The organism is Corallococcus sp. EGB, from assembly GCF_019968905.1.
GTDB lineage: Bacteria > Myxococcota > Myxococcia > Myxococcales > Myxococcaceae > Corallococcus.
Window position 1 is genome coordinate 8,073,208 of record NZ_CP079946.1, and the last position, 22,244, is coordinate 8,095,451.

Here is a 22,244-nt window from a genome sequence, read left to right on the forward strand (position 1 = left end):
GGACCGGGCCATTCGGGTCAAACCCTCCCTTGGGATTACGATGGGAGCCTGGCCTCGGAGCCGCTTCCATGCCCGTCATCCTCAAGTGCCTGCTGTGTGGCTCCCTCTTCGACCGCGACGTGCACGCCTACTGCCCGCAGTGTGGTGGCGCGCAGACCCAGCCCGCCTTCAAGGTGGACTACAGCGGGACGGGTTACGTCCCCAAGAAGAGGGGTGGCAGTGGAACCTCCGGGTCGAGCGGCTTCACACCGCCGCCCTTGCCTCCTCCGTCCCCATCGCCGTTCCACCTGCTGCCCTCGCCTCCTCCGCAACCCTCTTTCAGCTTCGGGCCGACGCCCTCGCCCCAGCTGCCGCCACCGACGACCGTCATCTCCGACCCTCCGTCCTCCTCCCCCACACCGACCTTTACCTTCACCTTCCCCCCGTCCTCTTCCCCGCCGCCGACCTTCAACTTCACGTTCGGGCCCTCATCCTCGTCGTCCGGCTCGACCGGAGGGTCGACGCCTTCCCCCTCACCGTTCTCCTTCGGCTCGTTTCCGGGCTTGTCCTTCGGCGCCTCTTCCACGAGCAGCCCTCCCAGCGTTCAGCGCAAGTCGAAGCGCTTCACGCACCAGCTCGTCGTCGCCGTCCTCACGGGCACCGGGGACGCGGCCATCGAGACCATCGCGCAGGACCTGCAGCGCAAGCATCCGGACATCTCCAGCCTCATCCATGTCCATCTCAGGAAGGGCAATATCTTCGAGCCCGCCACGCATGACCTCATGGCCATCTCCCCCAGTGACAAGCTGGCCATCCAGAACGCCAAGAAGGCGGAGAACCAGACCGAGAACGCGGCGACGGTCGAGAAGTGCTTCGTGATCAACACCAAGAAGGCGCCCTGCCGGTTGTACCTGGTGGCCCACGGCGATGACGGCTTCAACTTCGCGGGCCTTCCTGGCGCGCACATGGCTGTCTTCGTGAGGAACACCCTCCGCATCAGCCAGGTCACCTGCATCAGCGTGGTGAGCTGTTACGGCGCGGGCTACATCCCGCCCCTCTACAACGCGAGCGAGTCCCAGGAGGTGAACGAGCAGCGGATCGACGCGGCCCGGCGGGCGCCCATGGACACGAGGTCCTTCGCGGCGGTGTTCCACCGCGAGCTCAAGGAAAAGGGCCTGCGCACGGAGGTCCTGGCGCGTCGTGCGAACGTGAACACCGACTCCAAGACCCTGGGCAAGGGGACGCGTTTCGATCCGTCCTTCAACCGGTTCGACGCCACAGGCCACAAGGCGCCCTGGTCGAAGTTCCGTTTCTACTGGGACGGTGAAACACAGAAGGTGGCCCCCGTGTACTCGGATGGCGACACCAGCGCCTGGCCGCAAGACCTCACATGAGTGGAGATTCCCGCCCGGGCGACGGCCTACCTCATGGACGAAGCCTTCGAGGACGCCATCAACTTCGCCATCGACAGTCTGATGAGGTCGCGCGCCGTGAAAGACCGCCCCATCCCGGAACTGATTGACCTCGCGTTACAGGATGACGAGGAGGATGAAACGGCCTGGGAAGCCATCTTCGAATTACACTTTCGGGGTGGCGAGGAGGTGTTCGAGGCCACCGTCAGGTTGCTGCACTCCGCGTCTTCACGCGAGCGTGGACGCGGCACGGACATCCTCGCGCAACTGGGCGGGCGGAGACGCAGCGACGCACTCAGGACGAAGTGCGCGGATGAAGTCCTGTCCGCACTGGCCACGGAGCAGGATGCCGCCGTCCTGGGTTCAATGGGCGTGGCCCTGGGGCACCTCCGGGATGCGCGGGCGGTTCCCGCCCTTCAGTCGCTGAAGCACCACCCGAACGAGGACGTCCGGATGGGCGTGGTCATGGGGATGATGCCCCACCGGGATCCGGTCGCCATCCAGACCTTGATTGAACTCTCCCGAGACAGCGACGAGGACGTCCGCAACTGGGCGACCTTCAGCCTGGGCAGCCAGGCGGAGGAGGTAGACACGCCCGAGCTTCGGGATGCGTTGTTCGACCGACTCACGGAGTCCAACATGGAGCTTCGCGGCGAGGCCCTGGTGGGACTGGCGATGCGCAAGGACCCGCGCGTCCTGGAGCCGCTGCGCCGCGAGTTGGAGGGGAAGGAGGTCGTCGTCCTGGCCGTCGAGGCGGCCCAGGCGCTGGAGGACCTCTCGCTCCTGCCGCTGCTCCGTCGCCTCCAGGACCCACCTGGCAATGCGGACAGCTACTTCCGCCACGTGCTCGCCGACGCCATCGCCCACCTGGAAGGGTTGGCTCGATGAAGCCATGGGCGGTGGAGAGGGCAAGCAGTGCGGCGGTCACGAGGCCGGTGAGACCTCCGGGCGACAGGAAGCGTGCGCGCGCCGCACGTCTGCCTTGCAGCGCGGCGGTGGCTGCACTAGCCATCGGGGGACGAGGGCCGACGGCGCCGACCGCTCGGGTCCTCCGAGGATGACTTTATGGCCCAGCGCCGCCCGACCCGACCCTCCGCCTCCTCCGATACGTCCAAGTCCCGCAGTGCTGCCGGCAAGGCCGCCACGAAGTCCGGGGGCCGTCCTGCCGGGGGCAAGGCCCCTGCTCCGGTGAAGAAGGCCGCGATCGCGAAGCCGGTGGCGCAGGCCCTGAAGGCCGCGACCTCGAAGCTGAAGCAGGCCGCGAAGGAGGTGAAGAGCGCGGCGACGAAGGCTCCGGCCACCAAGGCAAAGCCTGTCGCAAAGCCCGCCGCAAAGGCATCCACGGCCAAGGCGCCGAAGGCTTCCGCCGCGAAGCCTGCCGCACCGGCATCGAAGGGCGCCATCACGAAGTCCTCCGCACCGGCTCCAAAGGCTTCGACCGCGAAGCCGGCCGTGCAGGCTCCGAAGGCCGGAGGCGCGAAGCCTGCTGCGCAGCCCACGAAGGCGCGTTCGACGAAGGCCGCGGCAACGGCTCCGAAGACTTCCGCCGTGAAGTCCACGGAGCCGACTCCCAAGGCCGCTACCGCGAAGTCCTCTACCCGGTCGGCGAAGACTCCTGCTTCGGAAGCCCCGAAGGCGCCTGCGGCGGAGCCTGCTTCGGCCAAGAAGGGCCCGAAGGCCGCTCCTTCGAAGTCCTCCAAGGTTCCCTCTACTGAATCCGCGCCGACGGAGGAGAGCCAGAAGGCTCCCGCGCCGCCGCCCGCCGAACAGCTTCCTCAAGCCCCGGAGCCGACCGCCGCGAGCGCGGAGACGTCGGAGCTGAAGGCTGACACCCACGCCGCGCCATCGAAGCGCGCAGGCAAGACGTCCAAGGGTTCCTCCGCGAAGAAGACCTCCGCCGAAGACGCTCCCGCCTCCACGCCTTCCGCGGAGAGCATCACGGAATCCGCCCCACCCGCGCCGCAAGCGGAGACGGGCACCACCGACACCGCGCCCACCGTGGAAGGAACACCTTCCGCCACGGAAGCCGCTCCCGCCGAGACTCCCTCGCGCAAGGCATCAGGCCGCGCCGCGAAGAAGAAGGCCTCCGAAGCCGAAGCCACTCCCACCGAGGCCCCTGAAGAGACGTCCGCCCCTCCCAGCGAAGAGCCCTCGAAGTCGAAGCGCGGCGCCAAGGGCGCGGCCCGCCCCACCGAGGAGCCCGAGCCCGCCCCCGCCACACCGGTGAAGCCCGCGCGCACCGCCGACCCGCAGTACCTCATCCTGACCGGCGGCTCGCCCTTCCTGCGCGCCATCGGCTCCGTGCGCCGTCCAGACGGTGAAACGCTGCCGGGCTTCACCAACCTGGCCGTGACCAAGATGTCCGCGCTCCCGCTGCCCACCGAACCGGGCTCGTACGAGTTCCGCTTCCAGGCCAGCAACGGCACCGGCGACTTCAAGCTCGCGCAGCGCGGTGAGAACGGCGCCCCGCGCAACATGCGTGACTTCGAGATGGCGTCCTCGGGCGGCTTCCAGGTCTACCGCTTCACCATCCCCTGAGCCCGCTCAGGGCAGGAACCGCGACAGCAGCGTGAGCCCCGGCGCCTCCAGGGGCACGCGCCCCCGCAGCGCTGCGAACAACGACCAGCCGTGGTCCGCGAGCAGGACCACGGCCGCGTCCGCCGCGACGCTGAGCCCCATGAAGCCCACGTAGCCCCCCATCACCGACGAGCGCCACACCACGTCCTTCCCACGCACCTGGGACACGTTCCATCCCAGGCCCCGCTGGAAGGCTCCGGCCTTCACCCGGGGCGCCTGCATCCGGTACAGGGCCTTCGTGAAGGACTTCTCACCGCGCCCCAGGTTCGTCTCCAGGAAGCGCATCACGTCTCCCACCGTGGAGTGCAGGCCGCCACCGCCCGGGAGCGCCGGGAAGGTCCAGGCGGGTACGGGCTTGCCTCGCGCGGTGTGGCCCTGCAACAGGCGCGGGGCCAGCTCCTCCGTCACGCGCACTGAAGTGTCCACGAGCCCCATGGGCCTGCACAGCACGTCCCGCATCAGGTGCCCGTAGTTCAGCGCCATGCGCCGGGAGAGCGCGTGCCCCAGCACGCCCATGCCCAGGAAGGACTCGGAGGACGGGCGCGGCGGCGGCTGCCGGGGGTGGTAGCCGCGGAGGAACTCGCCGAAGTGGCTCGCGGAGTACTGGCCGAACGGGTCGTCCGGATTCTGGGGCGCCGAGGCCAGGTTCGGCGGCAGGTGCGGCAGCCCGGAGGTGTGCGTCGCCAGTTGCTCCAGCGTGATGCCCCGCGCGACCTCGTCATTCAACAGCGACTGGGGAATCAGGTTCCCCAGGGGCTCGTCGAGCCGCACGTCGCCCCGCTCCACCATCACCGACAGCAGCGCCGCCGTGAAGACCTCCGTGAGCGACCCCAGGGAGAAGAGGGCATCCGTGGCCGGAGGCGTCCCCTTGCCGCGGAAGCCTTCGACGTGCAGCGCGCCTCGCCACGTCATCGCCGCGCACACGGACGCCGTCGGATGGCCGCGCAGATAGGGCCGCAGCTCCGCGCGGAGGAGTTCGGAAGGGTTCGACATGGAGTGGCGCTTTACGGGTCCGCCCCCCACTGAGGCAAGCCTTCCCGAAACAGCTCCGTCAGGCATCACCGCGAGAGCGAGTCGGGCCGCGGGAAGGCCCTTTCCTCCAGACATGCCGCCCGGGTTGGAGCCGCGCGAGCTCTTCGCCGCGCTGCTCGACCTGCGTTAGTCCGCACGGCGAGGAAGGAGGCTCCGGCCTCGGGAGGGCGGATGCTACCGTGCGCGGGCATGAAGGACTCCGCCCGTGCACACCGGGGACTGATCCACCGCATCGCCGCCATCGTCCTCGTGGGACTCACCGCGTGCGGCGGCTGCCAGAAGACAGACGCCGAACGCGCCGCGAAGGAGCGCGCGGAGATCGACCAGCGCCTTCGTGACTCCATCGCGCTCGTACCCTACCGCGCGCTCAAGCTCACCGTGCGCGCGGACGGGGACCCCAAGGCCCCGGAGGAGGTCGCCCTCCTCTGGAAGGCCCTGGCCGAAACGCGCTCGCTGCCGGACAAGCCTCTCACCGACGAAGCGACGCGCGCGGCGGCCCGCACGTACCTGGACCTGGGCATCGCCTTCTACAAGGCGCGCAAGACCCTCCAGACGCGCGACGAGGACGAGTTCCCCCTCCTGTGGAACCGGTGGGCCTCCGGCAAGCCCCCGCCGCTGCCGTCCTACGACGCGGGCCAGGAGCACGCCGCCCTCGCCGCTGTCCTGCTGGCGCTGGACATCACGGAGAAGTCGGACCGCGTCCCGGCCACGGAGCTCGTCTTCTATGAACTGTCGCGCGCCACGCCCGCCCCCACCTGGCCCGCGCCCCTGCGCGCCGCGGTGCAGGCGAGCCGGGGCGTCTCCTTCTGCCTGGCGGGCTACCACTACGCCGCCGAGGAGGAATTGACCGGCTTCCTCACCGAGACGGAGCGCCTGCCACCCGAAGCCTTCCCCTCCATCCAGCAGGGCACGCCCGCGCAATCGCGGGAGGCCTTGCTCGCGACCGGGCACTTCCTGCGCGCGTGGAACCGCATGGGCCTGAAGCGCGAGCGCGCCGCCGAGGACGACATCGAGCAGGGGCTGCGCGCGCTCCAGTCGCTGGGCGTGGAGAACGAGCTGACGTGGTGGGGCTGGGCCTTCATCCACACGCGTCGAGGACGCTACGAGGAGGCCGCGGCGTCGCTCGACAAGCTCGCCGCCAGCCCCTACCTGGAGGAGGCGGAGCGACGCGAGGTGCACGACACCGCGGAGTCCCTGCGCAAGCACGGCGACAGCCTGCCGCTGTTCCTGCAGACAGGCGCGACGCTGCTCCTGGGCCGGACGCTGCTCGCGCGAGCCGGAGGTCTGGAGCACGTGCTCACCGTGCTGCTGGGCCCGGAGCGGACGAAGCAGCTCTACGCCCCGCTCGTCTGGATGGACCGCGTGCGCCAACGCACGGCGCGGCTCTCTCCGGAGCAGCTGGCCCAGGGCGCGGGCGAGACCCTCGACCGGGCCCGTGAAGCGGGCGACCGCGGCTGGAAGGCGCTCCAGGAACGAGTGAACAGGGCCACCGCCCAGGACACCCCACCGTGAATCCAGCGTGCGACGCCTGCCTCGACGACCCTTCCGGTATATTCGGTTTTACAACCTTCTCATGGAGGAGTCTGAGATGAAGCGTTTCCTGTTCGCTGCGATGGCGGTGCTGGGCCTTCAGACCGTGGCATGTGGAGGGCCGATGGAGGCGGAGGAGGCGCTCCAGCCACAAGAAGGCTCCGAGGTCACGGCCATGGCCGTCTGCACGGCGTCGTGTCCTGGCGGGACGTCGGTGTCCTGCTCGGGCAATCACTGCGAGGCGGTGGAGGGCCAGGCGGTGAAGTGCGACGGGCAGTGGACGAACTGTCCGTCGCCGCAGACGGTGACCTTCTACTGCGAGGCGAACAACACGGTCCTGAGCTGCACGGGCCTCAACGCCCACATGCTCCAGCCGCTGAACTCCAAGGTGTGCGGCGGCGTGTCCTGCAATGGCCAGGACACCTATTGCCCGGCCTTCACCGACGCGCGCGAGTGCTTCTGAGCCATCGCCGGCATCACGGAGCCGCCGCTTCGCCCAGCGCCTTCACGGGGTAGTGGCCCGGGGAGGCGCGAAAGCGGCGCTCCAGCGCGCCGGGCTCGAGCACGCCCCGTTCGAAGAGCCCCAGCAGGAAGGCCTCGTAGGTCCCTCCCCGTGAGGGGCCCGCGCGCTTCAGCTCCTCGTAGAGCACGAAGGCCAGGACGTGCAGGCCGTCATCGTGGTCGCGGAAGAACTCCGCCCCCGTGAGCGGCCGGCCGTCCCGGTCGCGCAGCAGGCCCTCCCGCTCGCTGACGTAGACGTCGATGGCCTCCGCGCAGTCCTCCTCCGTCAGGCCCCGCGCCGTGGTGTAGCCGAACGCGGGATCATGCTCGCGCAGGAGCCGCTGGAAGTAGGGGTCCGCCTCCAGCGCGGTCAGCTTCGCGTCCAATGCACCCTCGCGCGTGAACGGCGGATGCAACAGCTCATGCACCGCCGTCTTCACGGTGACATCCGCCGGATAGGTCGCGTCCGTGAGGAAGTTCCACCCCGTCACCCGGATGCCGTGCGGCTTCGCGAACTTCAGGACGTGCGCGCTCAACGCCGGCACCTGGAGCTCCCGCCCCAGCACCGCTTCGTCCCAGCCCACCACGTCGTGCGGCGCCACCCGCTCCGCCAGCCCCGCGATGGCCTGCTCCACCTGCGGCAGGTACTCCGTCCTCCAGATGCGCGGGAACTCCACGCGCTTCAGGAACGCCAGCAGGACGCCCAGGTCCTCCCGCACGTCCTCCATCTCCGCGAAGCCGTCCTCCCGACCATATGACGTAGCCAGGAAGTCCTCCCGCATCCGGCGCCACGCGGCGTCATCCGCCACCGTCCGCGCCAGGTCCTGCACCGTGGAGGGTCCCGTGACGGAGAAGACCAGCGTCAGGAACGGCCCCACCATCTTCCCGCCCCGCTTCGCCATGCGCTCGGTGAGGTGCGCGAGCGCCGCCCGCTCCCGTGCGTCCAACAGCGCGGAGAAGCGCTGGAACTCAGCGGGATGGAAGCGCGTGTAGAACGCATCGCCGCGCAGCACGTTCACCAGGCACAGCGCGTCGTAGGCCTCGGACGGCCGCAGCACCCACTGCGTGCGCCCGGAGCCCACGCGACGCACGGCCGGCTCCGAAGACACAGGGGCGGGCCGGGAGCCCGCGCAGGCGGTCCACATCAGCGCCGCGAACAGGGCCACGGCGCGGCGCAAGGAAGACGATTCCAGGGTCATGCCCGGCAGATAGGACCAACCGCCTGGCGCCGTCTTGGACGAAACCTACCGCGTGGAACCGGATGCACGTCCCGCCATCCGCCGGTACTCCGCCGGGGTGACGTGCAGGCGGCGGCGGAACTCGCGCGTCAGGTGGCTCTGGTCGCAGTAACCCGCCTCCAGCGCGATGTCGCCCAGCGGCTGCTGCGTCTCGCGCAGCGCCCGGCTCGCGCGCTCCAGCCGGGACCGCCGCAGGTACTCCGCCGGACTGCACCGCCAGGCCTGGCGAAAGGCCCGCCCCAGGCGCAGCGGGCTCACCCCCACCTCCCGAGCCAGCGCCGCGAGCGTGGGCGGCGGCCCTCTCACCGCGTCCAGCAGCTCCCGGGCTCGCCCCAACCACGGAGGGACACCGGACTCCCGCGGAGGGGCCGACGCACGCACCGCCTCCGCCAGCAGCTCCAGCGTCAGCCCTTCGATGGCCAGCGCCGCCACGTCGTCCGCGCGCCGGAACTCCTGGTACACGCGCGCCCCCAGCGCGGACAGCCGCGCCGACGTCAGGTCCACCCGCGGATCCAACCCCGAGGCGAGCGCGCTCCGCGACCGCCAGGACTCCTCGGAGAAGTCGATGTTGAAGGTGCGCGTGCGCACGTCCCGGATGCGCTGCGCGTGCTCCAGCCCGGGCGCCTGGAAGGCGACCGACCGGGCCGGACACTCCCGCGCGCGGCCCTCCACCACGTCCGTGAAGCCTCCTTCCAGCGTCAGCCGGAAGCCCGCGTGCCGGTCCTGGTGGGACGGGAGCCGGACACCCGGCGCGTAAGTGCTCTCCGTGAGCACGAGCCCCGCCACCTCCACACGCTGGAGGGGCGTACCCAGATAACGGCCGAGGTCGAGGACGCGCGCGGAAGGGCTCACACCCCTTCTTTGCATCGTCCAGGGGGGCCATTGCATCCCCGGACGTTGATTCCGCCCTGTCCCCGCCGGGCCTGACGCAATCCCCCCGGCCCCACGCGCCGCGCCAGGCCCTCCCCTGCTGCCGCAAGGGCGGCACCGCCTCCGTGCCCGGCGCCTACGTGGGCTTCCTGGACAAGGTCCCCATGGGCGCCTTCGTCAACAAGGGCCGGACCATGAAGACGGGCCAGCCGCACACCCACCGCGCGAAGCTGTCGGACGGCCCCGCCCTCTACAAGCAGTTCCGCGACAAGGAGGATTTCTGCATCAAGGTCGTGATGACGCCGCAGCCCGTTCAGGCCTGGCCCGTCAGCCGGTAGTACGCGTGCGGGCGGTGCCAGCGGATGAACGCGCGCGCCAGCGGGTTCATGCCCCACTGGATGGGCACCGGATCCACGACGAAGCCCAGCTCGTCCTTGAACTGCTCCAGTTGGGCCGCTTCGCGCGTATGCAGCCCGCCCACCAGCGTCTTCGCCCCCAGCCGGCGGCAGAGCTGCGCGAACTCGTAGATGAGGCCGGTGGAGATGTTCGTGGGCAGCGCCCACGTCGCGTAATAGGCGCTGAAGCCATACGCGATGCCATCCACGATGTACCCGTCCAGGTAGCCTCCCAGCTTGTCGTCCACCAGCCCCGCCAGCACGCACCAGTGGTCGGACATGAAGTACTGCCGGAGGTTCTTGAGGTACTCGTCCAGCGTGGGGACCTTCTTGTGCTGCGTGCGCGTCAGGGCATCACGGACCACGGGGTAGCCCTGCTCCAGGAGCAGCGACGGCCCCGTGAGCTGGACGATGCGCACCGTGCGCTGGCACTTGCGCAGCTTGCTGCGCCGGTTCGAGTGGAGCCGGCCCATGTCATACGTGTCCAGGTCCTTCAGCCGCACCACGGGAACCCTGCCGGTGGCGACGTTCGCCGTCTCCGGCGTCAGCGCCGCGCGGTAGCCCCAGGCCAGCGGCGTGGGCGGCGTGGCCTCGTCCGGCGTCAGCCGCGCCAGCAGGTGCACCGGCTGGAAGAAGCCGGGCGCGCCGGACTGCTCCCAGAAATGCCCCCGGTGGGCGATGACGCGAACGCCCTCTTCGCGCCGGCACTCGGCGAGCTCCCGCTCCGTGAGACACGTGAAGCGGGCCTCCGCGACATCGCGGAGCTGGGGAAGTGACAGGACCATGGGCACCCCTCCACCAACCTCTCGGAAACGTCAGGAACGCGGCGCCCGGTACGCCGGGAAGAAGCCCTCGCCCGCGTGCCCCTGGGACAGCTGCGCGTAGGCCACCGGGTCGCAGATGAGGTCGTGCGTGTAGAAGTGGGACGTCGCGTTGGCGAAGCCGCGCTTGAACCGCTCGATGCCGTCCCCCGGGCGCACGCCGCCGCCCAGGTGCACGCAGGCATCCAGCTTCGCCGCCAGCTCCACCATCAGCGGGAACTCGTTCTTCGCCGGCGAGTGCACCAGGTGCGCGTCCACCGTGCCGCCAAGGAAGTTGTGCAACAACCCGTCGCTCAGCACCACCAGCGCGGCGGAGGCCACCGTCCCGTCCGGCGCGAGCGTCGTCACCAGCCACGCCAGGGGACTGGTGAAGACCTCCGCGAACCAGTCGTCGGTGAAGTAGTACCGCCCCCCGGCCTGGTTGCGGGCCATGGTCTGCCGGTAGATGGACTTGAGCGCCTCGCGCTGCTCCCGCGTGGAGTCCCTCGCGGGCACCACCGAGCTGAGATAGCCGCGCCGGCTGTTGCGGCGGATGTCCGCGCCGTGGTCGCTGCGGAACTTCACCGGCCGCTTCGGGTCGATGAGACACACCTCCGAGCGCAGGTGGCCCCCGGAGAAGCAATACGGCCCGCCAATGCGGTCGCGCAGGAAGATGCTGACCAGCTCCGTGCCCCGCCAGTCAATGCCGTCCACCGGCACCCCGGAGAGCCCGCTCAGCTCCGCCCCGGGAAAGCCATACGGAGAAACCGCATCCCGGTAGTGCGTCCCTTCAATGGGCCGCACGATGAGCGGCACCCGCAGGCCCCGCCCCTCTCCGTCCTCCACGACGAGACTGTGAGTCACCCCTTCCGCGCGCAGGTGCTGCTCGGAGCGAAAATAGTCAGACGAAACAGCCCGCTGGCCGCCATCAGGGATGAGGACGGCACGCCACGGTCTCGCCGAATTCATGAATGCTCCCCCAGGCAGGAACGCGCGTGCCGGATGATTCTTGGAAACAGACAGAAGGGTATGGGGATTGAACCCAGGGCCGTCATCGCCCCCCGGAGTACGGCGCGGATGTCATGATTCCAGCGTTTCCCGCCGCGCCCGGCCCTCCAGGGCGGGGCCTGTGTCACCTCGCCAGCGAGCCCTAGCACCTTCCAGACATTTGTCATTAATCGGGTTTACGATCGCAGCCCTCATCCCGATGATTGACTCCCCATGAAACACTTCCTGTTATTGGCCACGGTGTGTTGCCTGAGCGCATGCGCCTGGGGCCCGGGAATGCATATGGACGAGGATGCCTTCCGGGAGCGCTACTCGGGAATGGCAGACGCGGGCACGGCTGGCGCGTACGAAATCGTTACCATCGACGCGGCCCTCATCCGCCACCAGCAGCAGGAGGCCCGCAAGCACTTGCGGCCCATGCCGCTGGTGGATCCGCTGGCCCGGGTGGCCGCGGACTATGACTACCGGGTGGCGGCGCACGACGTGCTGAGCGTCATCGTCTGGGACCACCCGGAGCTCACCATCCCGGCCGGCGAGTTCCGCCCCGCGGAGGCCACCGGCCACCCCGTGGCGGCGGATGGGACCATCTTCTATCCCCACGTGGGCGTCATCTCCGTCGCGGGCAAGACGCTGCGGGAGATCCGCGAGCTGCTCACCCAGCGGCTGGCCAGCGTCATCGAGAAGCCCCAGCTGGACGTGCGCGTGGTGGGCTTCCGCGGGCAGAAGGTGCAGGTGACGGGGGAGGTGGTGGCCCCCGGCACCCTGCCCATCACCGACGTGCCCATGCGCGTGCAGGACGCCATCAGCCAGGCGCGGGGCTTCTCCGCGGAGGCGGACCTGCGCGCCGTCACCCTCAGCCGGGGCGGCGCCACCTTCACGCTCGATCTGCAGGCCCTCTACGAACAGGGAGACGTGAGCCAGAACTGGCTGCTCCAGGACGGCGACATCGTCAACGTGATGGACCGCAGCCGCAACAAGGTCTTCGTGCTGGGAGAGGTCCGCAAGCCCTCCTCGCGCGTGATGGTGAAGGGGCGGATGACGCTGGCGGAAGCCATTGGCGACACCGAGGGCTTCGACCCGCTCACCTCCAACCCGGCCCGCGTGTATGTCATCCGCGGCAGCTTCGACCGGCCCTCCATCTTCAAGCTGAACGCGAAGTCGCCGGACGCGCTGCTCCTGGCGACACAATTCCAATTACAGCCGCGCGACGTCATCTTCGTCTCCGCCTACGACCTGACACGCTGGAATCGCATCATCCAACAAATCCAGCCAACAGTTCAGCTGCTCTGGCAGGCAGTGGATATCGGAGACAGAACCATCATCATCAACGAACCATGACGAGCCCCACCCAACGCATGGCATCCCCGCGCCCCGCCACACCCGAAGATGAGTTGGGATTGGGCCGATACCTGGCCATCCTGAGAGAGCGCCGCGGCACGATCGCGGCGTCCGTCGCGCTGTCCCTCTGCCTGGGCGCCCTGTACCTGCTCACCACGCCGCCCGTGTACCGGGCCAACGCCGTCCTGCAGATTGAGCAGAAGGGCAGCGGCCTGGGCCAGCTGGACGAGCTGCTCGCCGACGCGCCCGGCGTGGCGGCCACGGAGATGGAGGTCCTGGGCTCGCGCGCCCTGCTGGGGCGCGTGGCGGACTCCCTGAACCTGGGCGTGAGCGTGGAGCCGCGCTATTTCCCCTTCGTGGGCGCGGCGTACGCCCGCGCGCACGAAGGGCCGGAGCTGGCGGCGGTGCCCTGGTGGGGCCTGGCGGGCTACGCCTGGGGCGGCGAGCAGCTCCAGGTGGAGCGGCTGAGCGTGCCCCCGGCGTGGGAGGACGTGCCGCTGACGCTCGTGGCGGGGGAGGACGGCGCGTACACGCTCTGGGACCCGGACGCCCGCGCCATCATCCACGGCGTCGCGGGCACCGGCGCCCGCACGGAGGAAGGCGCGTCGCACGAGGTGGAGCTGTTCGTCACCGAGCTGCATGCCCGGCCGGGGACGCGCTTCCAGGTGACGCGGCGCTCGAAGCTGGCGGTGGTGGAGGAGCTGCAGCGCACGCTGCGCATGAGCGAGAAGGGCCCCGGCACGGGCGTCCTCACGCTGGCCCTGGAGGGGCCGGACCCCGTGCAGGCCACCACCACGCTGCGGACCATCGCGGACGCGTACGTGCGCACCAACGTGGAGCGCCGCAGCGAGGAGGCGGGCCGCACCCTGTCGTTCCTGGACAGCCAGCTGCCCGGCCTGCGCCAGGGCCTGGACCAGGCGGAGGCCGCGCTGCGCGACTACCGCACCGGCAAGGGCGGCGTGGACCTGGGGATGGAGGCGCAGGCCGTCCTCAACCGGAGCGTGGACCTGGACAAGGACATCTCCGCGCTCGCGCTGGAGCGCTCGGAGCTGCGGCAGCGCTTCACCGAACACCACCCGCTGCTGGTGGCCACGGAGCGCAAGCTGGCGCGGCTGCGCATGGAGCGCACCGCCCTGGACACCCGGCTCAAGGGCATGCCCGACGCCGAGCGCATGTCCGCCCAGCTCACGCGCGACGTGAAGGTCGCCAACGAGCTGTACCTCCAGTTGCACAACAAGGCCCAGGAGTACCGGGTGCTCAAGTCCAGCACCCTCACCCACGCGCGCATCATCGATCCCCCCGTGGTGACGAAGCTGCCCGTGCGCCCCACGAAGCCGGGCGTGCTCGCGGTCAGCGGGGTGCTGGGGCTGGCGCTCGGCGTCGCGCTGGCCTTCGCGCGGCAGGCGCTGCGCCCGGGCGTCGCCGACCCCGCGGCCCTGGAGTCCGCGCTCGCGGTGCCCGTCCTCGCCAGCGTGCCCGTGGGCCCCCGCCGCGCGATGAACCCTCGCGCGCCGTCCCTCGTCCTCGCGCGGAGCGCCCCCCGCGACATCACCATCGAAAGCGTGCGCGGCCTGAGGACCCGGCTCCAGTTGGCGATGAAGGCCGCGGGGCGCAACGTCATCACCCTCACCGGCACGGCCCCTGGCGCGGGGACGTCCTTCCTCGCCCTCAACCTGGCGTGGGTGCTGGCGGAGACGGGCCAGCGCGTGCTGCTGGCGGACGCGAACCTGCGCGGAGGCTGGCTGCACCGCTGCTTCCGCGAGGCGCGCATCCCCGGCCTTCAGGAGGTGCTGCGCGGCACCGCGGCCCTGGAGCAGGCCCTGCTGGAGGAGGCCGCGCCCGGCCTGTCGTTCCTGGGCGCGGGCGAGCTTCCCCCGGACCCCACGGAGCTGCTGGCCGGCGCGGCGTTCGACACGTTCGTGGCCCGCGCGGCGGCGGAATACGACGTCGTCCTCTTCGACACGCCCTGCATCCTCGCGGTGACGGACGCGGCGCTCGTGGGCCGGCACGCGGGCGTGCGCGTGGCCGTGGTGCGCGCGCAGACCCAGTCCCTGCGTGAGGTGGCCACCGCGCTGCACCAGCTGGAGCAGAGCGGCGGGCCCGTCCAGGGCGTGGTCCTCAATGGCGTGTCGCGCTCGCGTTCGGGCCGCGCGGTGAGCGGTATCTACCAATACGAGTACCCGTCCGCGGGCTGAAGGCCCACCGGGAGGACCGCGCCGTGAGCCGGATGCGATGCACAGGGCTGGGCCTCATCTCTGCGCTCTACGTGCTCGCGGGCCGGTGGGGTTTCCACCGGCTGGCCGCCGCGCCCAACGCAGAGGTGGAGCCGAATCTGCTCCTGGAGCTGCGGCTGTGGCTCGTCCTGGGAGGGACGCTGCTCGCCACCGCGGGGCTCCTGCACCGCGCCCTGCGCGACGCGCGTCCCGGCGAGGCGCGCTTCGACCCGCCGCTCATCGCGGCCCTGCTGGGCTTCCTGGGCTACATGTGCGCCAGCGCCTCCTGGTCGCCCGACGCGGACTTCTCCCTGACCAAGGTCTACGACCTCACGCTGGTGGGGGTGATGTGCGTGGGCTTCGGGCTGGCCGCGCTCCGCCAGCCCGCGCCCCGGGTGCTGGATGGGTTCTGGGGCGCCGTCGTCATGGCCACGGGGCTGCTGGCGCTCACCGGCATCGCGCAGCTGCTGGCCGGCGGCGGGGGCGCGCGGCTCGCGGTGATGGGCGGCGGGCCCAACATCTTCGCGCGGCTCATGGGGCTGATGGCGATGGGCGCGCTCTACTTCTGGTACTGGAAGGGACAGGCGTGGCTGTGGATCCCGGTGGCCGCCACCGGCGTCATGCTGGCGCTGCTCACGGGCTCGCGCGGGGGCTCCGCCGCCATCCTCGCGGGCATCACCACCTTCCTCGTGGTGGCGCGCATCCCGCTGCGCCGGCTGCTGCTGCTCACGCTGCTGGCGACGGTGGCCATCACCGTGGTGGCCACGCTCACCCCGCTGGGAGACGCGCTCAGCCACTCCGTGGACGAGCGCTTCCTGCGCCTCACCCTCAACTACGAGGCGGGCGCGGGCGGCGCGGGAAGCAACGAAGGCAAGGTGTACCTGTCCGGGCGCGACGTGCTCTACGCCGCCGCCATCCAATTGGGGAAGGACCACCCGCTGAGCGGAGCGGGGCTCGCGGCGTTCCCGGCGCTGGGCCTGGGCGTGTACCCGCACAACATGTTCCTGGAAGTGTTCTGCGAGGGCGGCGTCGTGGGCCTGCTGCTGCTCGCGGGCGTCGTCGTCACCTTCGTGCGCTCGGCGCTCCTCAGGCGCCAGGGACTGGACGGCGCCACCGTGGGCGCGGCGGTGCTGGTGCTCCTGGGCGCCCAGTCCAGCGGCGACCTCTACGACGGCCGCGCCCTCTTCCTCCTGATGGTGATGGCCTCGGTGACCGCGGTCCCCGGACGCAAGCCCGCGCAGTCCGGCCCTCCCCTTCCCCACACCTTGTCCCAACCGTCACTCACAGGAGCCGTCTGAAATGCGCATCGTCTACCTGCACCAGTACTTCAACACCCCCACCATGCACGGCGGCACACGCTCCTATGAGCTCGCGCGGCGCCTGGTCTCCATGGGCCATGAGGTCCACATGGTGACCTCCGACACGCGCACGGACGCAGACTCCAGCAAGGGCTGGCGCGAGACGAACGAGAGCGGCATCCAGGTGCACTGGCTGCCGGTGCCCTACAACAACGCCATGAGCTACCCGGACCGCATCCGGGCCTTCAGCCACTTCGCGGTCAACTCCACGCGCCGCGCCGCGCAGCTGCCCGCGGACGTCTTCTTCGCCACCAGCACGCCGCTCACCATCGCGGTGCCGGGCATCGCCGCGTCCAGGTGGAACAAGCGCCCCATGGTCTTCGAGGTGCGCGACCTGTGGCCCGCCATCCCCATCGCGGTGGGCGCGCTCAAGAGCCGCTCCGCCATCATGGCCGCGCAGCTGCTGGAGAAGGCCGCCTACGCGGGCGCGGAGCACATCGTCGCGCTGTCGCCGGGCATGAAGGCGGGCGTGGAGGCGGCGGGCGTGCCGGCGGAGAAGATCACCGTCATCCCCAACCTCTGCGACCCGGAGCGCTTCCAGGTGCCGGCGTCCGCGGGCCAGGAGTTCCGTCAGAAGTACGAGTGGCTGGGGGACCGGCCCATGGTGCTGTACGCGGGCTCGCTGGGGCTGGTGAATGGCGTGGGCTACCTGGTGCGGGTGGCCGCGGAGATGAAGAAGCTGGACCCCGAGGTCCGCTTCGTCATCATGGGCCAGGGCCGCGAGGAGGCCGTGCTCCACGCGCTGGCGGACCGGCTGGGCGTGAAGGGGGAGAACCTCTTCTTCCTGCCCAGCGTGCCCAAGGCGCAGGTGCCCGCGGTGCTGAGCGCGGCCACCATCGCCACGTCGCTGTTCACGGACGTGCCGGGCATGCAGGACAACTCCGCCAACAAGTTCTTCGACGCGCTCGCCGCGGGCCGGCCGCTGGCGCTCAACTACGGCGGCTGGCAGGCGGAGATGCTGGACCGGGAGCCCTTCGGTCTCCGGCTGCCGCCCAAGGACGTCGTCGCCGCGGCGGCCATGCTGGCCAGGCGGCTGCGTGACCCGCGCTGGCTGGCGGAGGCCGGCGCGCTGGCCGGGAAGCTGGGCCGGGAGCGCTACTCCGCGGACATCGCGGCGAAGCGCCTGTCGGAGGTGCTGCAGCGCGCGGCGATGGGCCGGTCATGACGGAGCGCTCGGTGGGGGGCAACTTCATCTGGTCGCTCTCCGCCGGGCTCATCTACGCCCTCGCGCAGTGGGGCGTCCTGGTGGCCTTCGCGCGGCTGGCCACCATGGAGGAGGTGGGCGAGTTCGCGCTCGCCCTGGCCATCACCGCCCCGGTGCTGCTGATGGCGCGCATGCAGCTGCGCACGCTCCAGGCCACGGACGCCAGGAGCGCCTTCGGCTTCCAGCACTACCTGGGCCTGATGGTGCTCAACGTCATCGCGGGCGTGGCGCTGTGCTGCGCCATCGCCTCGCTGAAGGCGGACACGCTGCACGAGGGCTGGGTCATCTCGCTGGTGGCGCTGGCCAAGGGCTTCGAGGCGCTGAGCGAGGTCTTCTACGGCGCGCTCCAGAAGGTGGAGCGGCTGGAGCTCATCGCCCGGTCCACCATCGCCAAGAGCGTGCTGTCGGTGGTGCTGGTGCCGCTGGCGCTGCGGCTCACGCACAGCCCCACCGCCGGCGCGGCGGCCCTGGCGTTCGCGTGGGCCATCGTCCTCTTCGTCTTCGACGCGCGGGCGCTCCGGCGAGAGTTCCCCGCCGTGCGCCCCTGGAGCACCCTGTGGCGCACGCCCTGGCGCCAGGAGGGCGTCCGCCTCAAGGCCCTCTTCCTCCTGTGCTGGGTGCTGGGCGTCACCGCGCTGCTGGGCGCGCTCAGGCCCAACATCCCCCGCTACCTGCTGGAGGCGCACGCGGGCCAGGCGGAATTGGGCATGTACGCCGCGCTCGCGTACTTCGCCGCGCTGGGCGGCCGGGTGGTGCACTCGCTGGGGCAGGCGGTGAGCCCGAGGCTGGGGCGCTACCACGCGGCGGGGGAGGCTCGCCGCTACGGCCGGGTGCTGGCGGGCTTCGTGGCCGCGGCGGCGGGGGTGGGCCTGTGCGCCATCGCGGGTTCGGCGCTCCTGGGCCGGTGGGCGCTGACGCTCTTCTACGGCGCCGCCTACGCCCGGAACCTGGAGCTGTTCGTCTGGCTGATGGCCGCCGCGGCATTGGAGTACGTCTGCTTGAGCCTCGCGGTGGGGCTCACCTCGGCGCGCGAGCTCAAGGGCCAGGTGGTGCAGCTCGCCGTCTCCGTGGTCGTCGTGGCGCTGGGCAGCGCGGTGTGGGTGCCGCGCGTGGGGCCGGTGGGGGCCGCCTGGGCCCTGGGGCTGGGCTGGCTGTCGGAACTCGCGTGCAGCGCCTGGCTGACCTGGCGCGTCTGGCGGCGGCTGACGGCCCCGGCACCCGTGCTCCACGCCATCCCCCCCGCCCGGGTGGATGCACGGGAGCCAACAACAGGCTGAGTCCCGGGGGTCGTGGTGGCGGGAAGAAGGCATTTCTAGGCTTCCTGGCTTCAAGGAGCGACGTCCCCATGCAAAGACAGGCAGGAACCGGGCTGTTCCTCAAGCGTTGCATCGACGTGCTGGCGGCGGCGCTCGGGCTGATATGTGTTTGCCCGGTGATGGCCGTCACGGCGCTCTTCGTCTGGCTGACGATGGGCGGCCCCGTCCTCTTCCGGCAGCAGCGCCCTGGCAGGAACGGACAGCTGTTCACCCTCTTCAAGTTCCGCACCATGCTGGACGCGACGGACGCGGACGGCCAGGTGCTGCCGGACGAGCAGCGCCTCACCTGGGCCGGGCGGCTCTTGCGCTCCACCAGCCTGGATGAGCTGCCCCAGTTGTTGAACGTGCTGAAGGGCGACATGAGCCTCGTCGGGCCCCGCCCGCTGCTGGTGGAGTACCTGCCGCGCTACAGTCCGGAGCAGGCGCGGCGCCACGACGTGATGCCCGGCATCACCGGCTGGGCGCAGGTCAACGGCCGCAACGCGCTCAGCTGGGAGGAGCGCTTCCGGCTGGATGTCTGGTACGTGGAGCACTGGAGCCTGGCGCTGGACTTGAAGGTGCTGGCCCTGACCGTGGTGCGCGTGCTGCAGCGCCAGGGCGTCTCCTTCGCGAGCGAGGCCACCCTGCACAAGTTCATGGGGAGCGCGCCGTCGGAGCCCCACCGCGCGGCGCTCCGGCAGCCGGAGGCCGCCCCGGTCAGCCCGCAGTCCGCAGCCCCTGCTTCCGTGGAACGGCTCGGACCACCTCCACCACCCGCTCGAGCTCGCGGGGCGTGAGGTTGGAGCCGGACGGCAGGCACAGGCCGTGACGGAACAGGTCCTCCGCCACGGCGCCCCGCCGCCGCTCGAAGCTCGCGAAGACGGGCTGCAGGTGCATGGGCTTCCACACCGGCCGCGCCTCGATGTTCTCCCGCTCCAGCGCGGTGCGCACCACCTCCCGGTCCGCGCCGAACACCTCCGGGTCGATGGTGACGGTGGTGAGCCAGCGCGTGTGCCGGCCCCATGGCGCCTCCGGCATGAACGCGATGCCCGGCAGGTCCCGGAAGGCCTCCGCGTAGAAGGCGTGGTTCGCGCGGCGCGCGGACACCCGCTCCTCCAGCACGTGCAGCTGCCCCCGCCCGATGGCGGCCAGCACGTTGCTCATCCGGTAGTTGTAGCCAATCTCCGAGTGCTGGTAGTGCGGCGCCGTGTCGCGCGCCTGCGTGGCCAGCTTGAGGGCGTGCTGCACCAGCTCGCCGTCCGCGGACACCAGCATCCCGCCCCCGGACGTGGTGATGATCTTGTTGCCGTTGAAGGAGTAGATGCCCACGCGGCCCACCGTGCCGGGGGCCTTCCCCTTGTACGTGCTGCCCAGGGCCTCCGCCGCGTCCTCCACCACGGGCACGCCGTAGCGGTCGCAGGCGGCCATGATGGGGTCCAGGTCCGCGCTCTGGCCGTACAGGTGCACCACCACCACGGCGCGAGGCAGCCGGCCCTGGCGGGCCCGCGTCGTCAGCTCCTCCTCCAGGAGCGCGGGGTCCATGTTCCAGGACGTGCGCTCGCTGTCGATGAAGACGGGTGAGGCGCCCAGGTAGCGGATGGGATTCACCGACGCGGAGAAGGTGAGCGTGCTCACCAGCACGTCGTCGCCGGGGCCCACGCCCACCAGCTGGAGCGCCAGGTGGAGCGCGGCCGTGCCCGAGCTCAGCGCCAGCGCGTGCGGGCTGCCCACGCACCGCGCGAACTCCTCCTGGAAGGCGTCGACGTGGGGGCCCAGGGGCGCGATCCAATTGCTGAGGAACGCGTCGTCGACGTAGCCGCGCTCGAACGCCCCCATGTGGGGAGACGACAGGTAGATGCGGGAGGACATGCCAAGGGCTCCAGGCAGGACCGGGCATGCGGCCCCGGGCGGTGCCTGAAGCGTTCGCACAGTCCCTCCCCCCGCGCGCTCGGGCGGAAGGAGGGGGTGTTTGTCCGCATTGTGGAACTCGGGCTACAGCGCCGACCCCTGGGACAGCAGCATCGCGTTGAGCGCGCCGTTGCCGTAGAACTGTGTGTTGTTGCCCACGGGGTGCGACTCCAGGCGCTGCTGGACGGCGGCGTCGTAGCGGCCCAGCTTCATCAGGCCGTCATTGAACCAGCCTGTGCCGCTGCCCGTGCCATCCACGTAGTTGGCGAACCGGGTGGCGGACGGCCAGATGACGTTGTTCAGCGTGGCGACGAACTTGCGCATGTCCTCGTCCGTCCACTCCATGCCCGCGTCGTGGGCCTCCACGATGTAGGACAGCACGCCGTTGCCGTGCGCCACGTCCTGCCCCGGGCGGGACGTGGAGCCCCACTCGGCGGCCCAGAAGTACGCCCTGGGGTCCACGGGGCTGGGAATCAGCTGGCCGCGCAGCGACCCGTTGTCGTTGTTGGGCATGCCATGGTTGATGTTGTTGAAGACGGTCAGGTACTGCACCCTCTTCGTCGCGTCCGTCGTCATGATCGACAGGTCCATGGCGATGTAGGCCCAGTGCGACGCCATGTGTGTATTCACGCGATAGATGTAACTGTTGGGGCTGCGCGTGTACCACTTCTCGAACATGTTCTTTTCGGTGAACGCCAGCAGCTTGTTGTACTCCGCCCTGTACGCATTGTCGTTGTAGAGCGCGGGCGTCTCACGGATGGTGCGCAGCATGCGCGTCACGTAGCGCCAGCAGTAGCTCTCGAACAGGGGGACTTCCTGGCCCAGCGTGTCCGAGCGCGCCGACGCCCAGCCCAGGTAGCTGTCCTTGAACTGGCTCCTGGGCAGCGAAGAAGAGACCCTCGCGTGGTTGACCATGTTGTTCACATACAGCAGCGCCCGGTCCATGTATTGCGTCTTGCCGGTGGCGCGATACATCGCGGTGTTGCCGTCGATGCCGTAGGACAGGTCGTAGAACTGCCAGCTGTCCAGCGAGTTGCTCATGGGGAGGAAGCTGGAGGTGTGCTCCGCGTTCCAGCGGCTCAGGAAGAGCGTCTCCCAGTCCACGACGGTGCGCAGGCCGGTAGCGGCCCGGGCCGTGGTGCCCCGCCGCTTCGCCTCGGTGGAGGTGGCACGCGCTTCCGCGGCGACACAGGAGTCCACTTCAGCCCCGGGCTTCCCGGGAACGGCGACGGCCTCTTCAGGGGAGGGGCGAGCGAGCGTGGCCGCGCCAGGGGCAGGGACACCGGTGTTGCCAGCGGCGCTGTCCCTGCGGGGATGGGTTGTGCCGGACTTGCCCTGCTCAGGGTTGAGCCCACAAGCACCACCCACCAGCAGGGCAAGCGACAACAGGGATGACAAGGCGCGACCAGACATGTCGCGGCTACGGGATTCCAACATCAGGGGGCTCCTGTAGGGCAGCACCGGACGACTACCCGGGGGCTACCCTTTTGCGGGAACGCCGGAGTGCGTTCACGGGCTGCAACAATCATTTGCGGCTTCCGGAATTCCTTTGTGGTTAGACGAAACTTATTACTCCGACCGGTTGT

The 22,244-nt window shown here is 70.3% G+C and carries 21 protein-coding genes; 12 read left to right on the top strand and 9 right to left on the bottom strand.

What is annotated here, in order from left to right:
* Positions 1–193: 193 nt before the first annotated feature.
* Complete coding sequence (locus KYK13_RS32750) at positions 194–565, bottom strand: hypothetical protein (RefSeq protein ID WP_223637835.1); 372 nt, start codon at positions 563–565, stop codon at positions 194–196.
* Between KYK13_RS32750 and KYK13_RS32755 the strand changes: the two genes are divergently transcribed.
* Positions 543–1,373: a C80 family cysteine peptidase gene (locus KYK13_RS32755; RefSeq protein WP_223637837.1), complete on the top strand. Its 831-nt coding sequence runs from the start codon at positions 543–545 to the stop codon at positions 1,371–1,373. The genes KYK13_RS32750 and KYK13_RS32755 overlap by 23 nt on opposite strands.
* Entirely contained in the window at positions 1,374–2,279 is a 906-nt protein-coding gene (locus KYK13_RS32760; protein WP_223637839.1) for a HEAT repeat domain-containing protein, read from the top strand. It begins immediately after the preceding gene.
* A gap of 116 nt (positions 2,280–2,395) precedes the next feature.
* On the opposite strand, the gene KYK13_RS39155 is transcribed toward KYK13_RS32760, so the two are convergent.
* Positions 2,396–2,950 (bottom strand): hypothetical protein, encoded by a 555-nt coding sequence (locus KYK13_RS39155; RefSeq protein WP_304504069.1) that lies wholly within the window; start codon positions 2,948–2,950, stop codon positions 2,396–2,398.
* Between KYK13_RS39155 and KYK13_RS32770 the strand changes: the two genes are divergently transcribed.
* On the top strand, positions 2,940–3,929 hold the full coding sequence (locus tag KYK13_RS32770) for a hypothetical protein (protein ID WP_304504070.1): 990 nt from the start codon (positions 2,940–2,942) through the stop codon (positions 3,927–3,929). The two genes, KYK13_RS39155 and KYK13_RS32770, sit on opposite strands and share 11 nt — an antisense overlap.
* Before the next feature lie 6 nt (positions 3,930–3,935).
* Here KYK13_RS32770 and KYK13_RS32775 read toward each other — a convergent pair whose 3' ends face one another.
* Positions 3,936–4,961: a serine hydrolase gene (locus KYK13_RS32775; RefSeq protein WP_223637845.1), complete on the bottom strand. Its 1,026-nt coding sequence runs from the start codon at positions 4,959–4,961 to the stop codon at positions 3,936–3,938.
* Between the two features lie 228 nt (positions 4,962–5,189).
* Here KYK13_RS32775 and KYK13_RS32780 point away from each other — a divergent pair, with 228 nt between their 5' ends.
* Positions 5,190–6,512, top strand: coding sequence for a hypothetical protein (locus KYK13_RS32780; protein ID WP_223637847.1), 1,323 nt, complete (start codon positions 5,190–5,192; stop codon positions 6,510–6,512).
* 76 nt (positions 6,513–6,588) lie between these two features.
* Positions 6,589–6,993 (top strand): hypothetical protein, encoded by a 405-nt coding sequence (locus KYK13_RS32785; protein WP_223637849.1) that lies wholly within the window; start codon positions 6,589–6,591, stop codon positions 6,991–6,993.
* Between the two features lie 13 nt (positions 6,994–7,006).
* Here KYK13_RS32785 and KYK13_RS32790 read toward each other — a convergent pair whose 3' ends face one another.
* Both KYK13_RS32790 and KYK13_RS32795 read right to left on the bottom strand, forming a co-directional pair.
* Entirely contained in the window at positions 7,007–8,209 is a 1,203-nt protein-coding gene (locus KYK13_RS32790) for a hypothetical protein (RefSeq protein WP_223637852.1), read from the bottom strand.
* A 66-nt stretch (positions 8,210–8,275) separates the two neighbouring features.
* Positions 8,276–9,121 carry a helix-turn-helix transcriptional regulator gene (locus tag KYK13_RS32795; protein WP_223637855.1) on the bottom strand — a complete coding sequence of 282 codons (846 nt, stop codon included), beginning with the start codon at positions 9,119–9,121 and terminating at the stop codon, positions 8,276–8,278.
* A gap of 143 nt (positions 9,122–9,264) precedes the next feature.
* On the opposite strand from KYK13_RS32795, the gene KYK13_RS32800 reads away from it, so the two are divergent.
* On the top strand, positions 9,265–9,477 hold the full coding sequence (locus KYK13_RS32800; RefSeq protein WP_223637858.1) for a hypothetical protein: 213 nt from the start codon (positions 9,265–9,267) through the stop codon (positions 9,475–9,477).
* On the opposite strand, the gene KYK13_RS32805 is transcribed toward KYK13_RS32800, so the two are convergent.
* Entirely contained in the window at positions 9,453–10,319 is an 867-nt protein-coding gene (locus KYK13_RS32805) for a hypothetical protein (protein WP_223637860.1), read from the bottom strand. The genes KYK13_RS32800 and KYK13_RS32805 overlap by 25 nt on opposite strands.
* Before the next feature lie 30 nt (positions 10,320–10,349).
* Positions 10,350–11,198: a GNAT family N-acetyltransferase gene (locus KYK13_RS32810; RefSeq protein WP_223637862.1), complete on the bottom strand. Its 849-nt coding sequence runs from the start codon at positions 11,196–11,198 to the stop codon at positions 10,350–10,352.
* 357 nt (positions 11,199–11,555) lie between these two features.
* Between KYK13_RS32810 and KYK13_RS32815 the strand changes: the two genes are divergently transcribed.
* From KYK13_RS32815 to KYK13_RS32840, 6 genes are all read left to right on the top strand, one after another.
* A complete protein-coding gene (locus KYK13_RS32815; protein WP_304504071.1) occupies positions 11,556–12,680 on the top strand; it encodes a polysaccharide biosynthesis/export family protein in 1,125 nt (374 codons plus the stop codon).
* A gap of 17 nt (positions 12,681–12,697) precedes the next feature.
* Positions 12,698–14,875, top strand: a complete 2,178-nt coding sequence (locus KYK13_RS32820; RefSeq protein WP_223637866.1) for a polysaccharide biosynthesis tyrosine autokinase — start codon at positions 12,698–12,700, stop codon at positions 14,873–14,875.
* A 32-nt stretch (positions 14,876–14,907) separates the two neighbouring features.
* Entirely contained in the window at positions 14,908–16,191 is a 1,284-nt protein-coding gene (locus KYK13_RS32825) for an O-antigen ligase (protein WP_223646873.1), read from the top strand.
* 1 nt (position 16,192) lies between these two features.
* Positions 16,193–17,416: a glycosyltransferase family 4 protein gene (locus KYK13_RS32830; RefSeq protein WP_223637868.1), complete on the top strand. Its 1,224-nt coding sequence runs from the start codon at positions 16,193–16,195 to the stop codon at positions 17,414–17,416.
* A complete protein-coding gene (locus KYK13_RS32835) occupies positions 17,413–18,732 on the top strand; it encodes a lipopolysaccharide biosynthesis protein (RefSeq protein WP_223637870.1) in 1,320 nt (439 codons plus the stop codon). The genes KYK13_RS32830 and KYK13_RS32835 overlap by 4 nt, the downstream gene beginning before the upstream one ends.
* Positions 18,733–18,800: 68 nt before the next feature.
* A complete protein-coding gene (locus KYK13_RS32840) occupies positions 18,801–19,547 on the top strand; it encodes a sugar transferase (RefSeq protein ID WP_304504072.1) in 747 nt (248 codons plus the stop codon).
* Here KYK13_RS32840 and KYK13_RS32845 read toward each other — a convergent pair.
* Together KYK13_RS32845 and KYK13_RS32850 are read right to left on the bottom strand one after the other, a co-directional pair.
* Positions 19,468–20,619 carry an aminotransferase class I/II-fold pyridoxal phosphate-dependent enzyme gene (locus KYK13_RS32845; protein ID WP_223637873.1) on the bottom strand — a complete coding sequence of 384 codons (1,152 nt, stop codon included), beginning with the start codon at positions 20,617–20,619 and terminating at the stop codon, positions 19,468–19,470. The two genes, KYK13_RS32840 and KYK13_RS32845, sit on opposite strands and share 80 nt — an antisense overlap.
* Before the next feature lie 123 nt (positions 20,620–20,742).
* Positions 20,743–22,071: a hypothetical protein gene (locus KYK13_RS32850; protein ID WP_223637876.1), complete on the bottom strand. Its 1,329-nt coding sequence runs from the start codon at positions 22,069–22,071 to the stop codon at positions 20,743–20,745.
* Positions 22,072–22,244 lie beyond the last annotated feature (173 nt).

Coding starts and splice junctions, on each gene's coding strand:
- KYK13_RS32835 (WP_223637870.1), top strand. CDS start 17,413: ATGACGGAGCGCTCGGTGGGGGGCAACTTCATCTGGTCGCTCTCCGCC.
- KYK13_RS32805 (WP_223637860.1), bottom strand. CDS start 10,319: ATGGTCCTGTCACTTCCCCAGCTCCGCGATGTCGCGGAGGCCCGCTTC.
- KYK13_RS32830 (WP_223637868.1), top strand. CDS start 16,193: ATGCGCATCGTCTACCTGCACCAGTACTTCAACACCCCCACCATGCAC.
- KYK13_RS32840 (WP_304504072.1), top strand. CDS start 18,801: ATGCAAAGACAGGCAGGAACCGGGCTGTTCCTCAAGCGTTGCATCGAC.
- KYK13_RS32845 (WP_223637873.1), bottom strand. CDS start 20,619: ATGTCCTCCCGCATCTACCTGTCGTCTCCCCACATGGGGGCGTTCGAG.
- KYK13_RS32785 (WP_223637849.1), top strand. CDS start 6,589: ATGAAGCGTTTCCTGTTCGCTGCGATGGCGGTGCTGGGCCTTCAGACC.
- KYK13_RS32775 (WP_223637845.1), bottom strand. CDS start 4,961: ATGTCGAACCCTTCCGAACTCCTCCGCGCGGAGCTGCGGCCCTATCTG.
- KYK13_RS32825 (WP_223646873.1), top strand. CDS start 14,908: ATGCGATGCACAGGGCTGGGCCTCATCTCTGCGCTCTACGTGCTCGCG.
- KYK13_RS32780 (WP_223637847.1), top strand. CDS start 5,190: ATGAAGGACTCCGCCCGTGCACACCGGGGACTGATCCACCGCATCGCC.
- KYK13_RS32815 (WP_304504071.1), top strand. CDS start 11,556: ATGAAACACTTCCTGTTATTGGCCACGGTGTGTTGCCTGAGCGCATGC.
- KYK13_RS32820 (WP_223637866.1), top strand. CDS start 12,698: ATGGCATCCCCGCGCCCCGCCACACCCGAAGATGAGTTGGGATTGGGC.
- KYK13_RS32850 (WP_223637876.1), bottom strand. CDS start 22,071: ATGTCTGGTCGCGCCTTGTCATCCCTGTTGTCGCTTGCCCTGCTGGTG.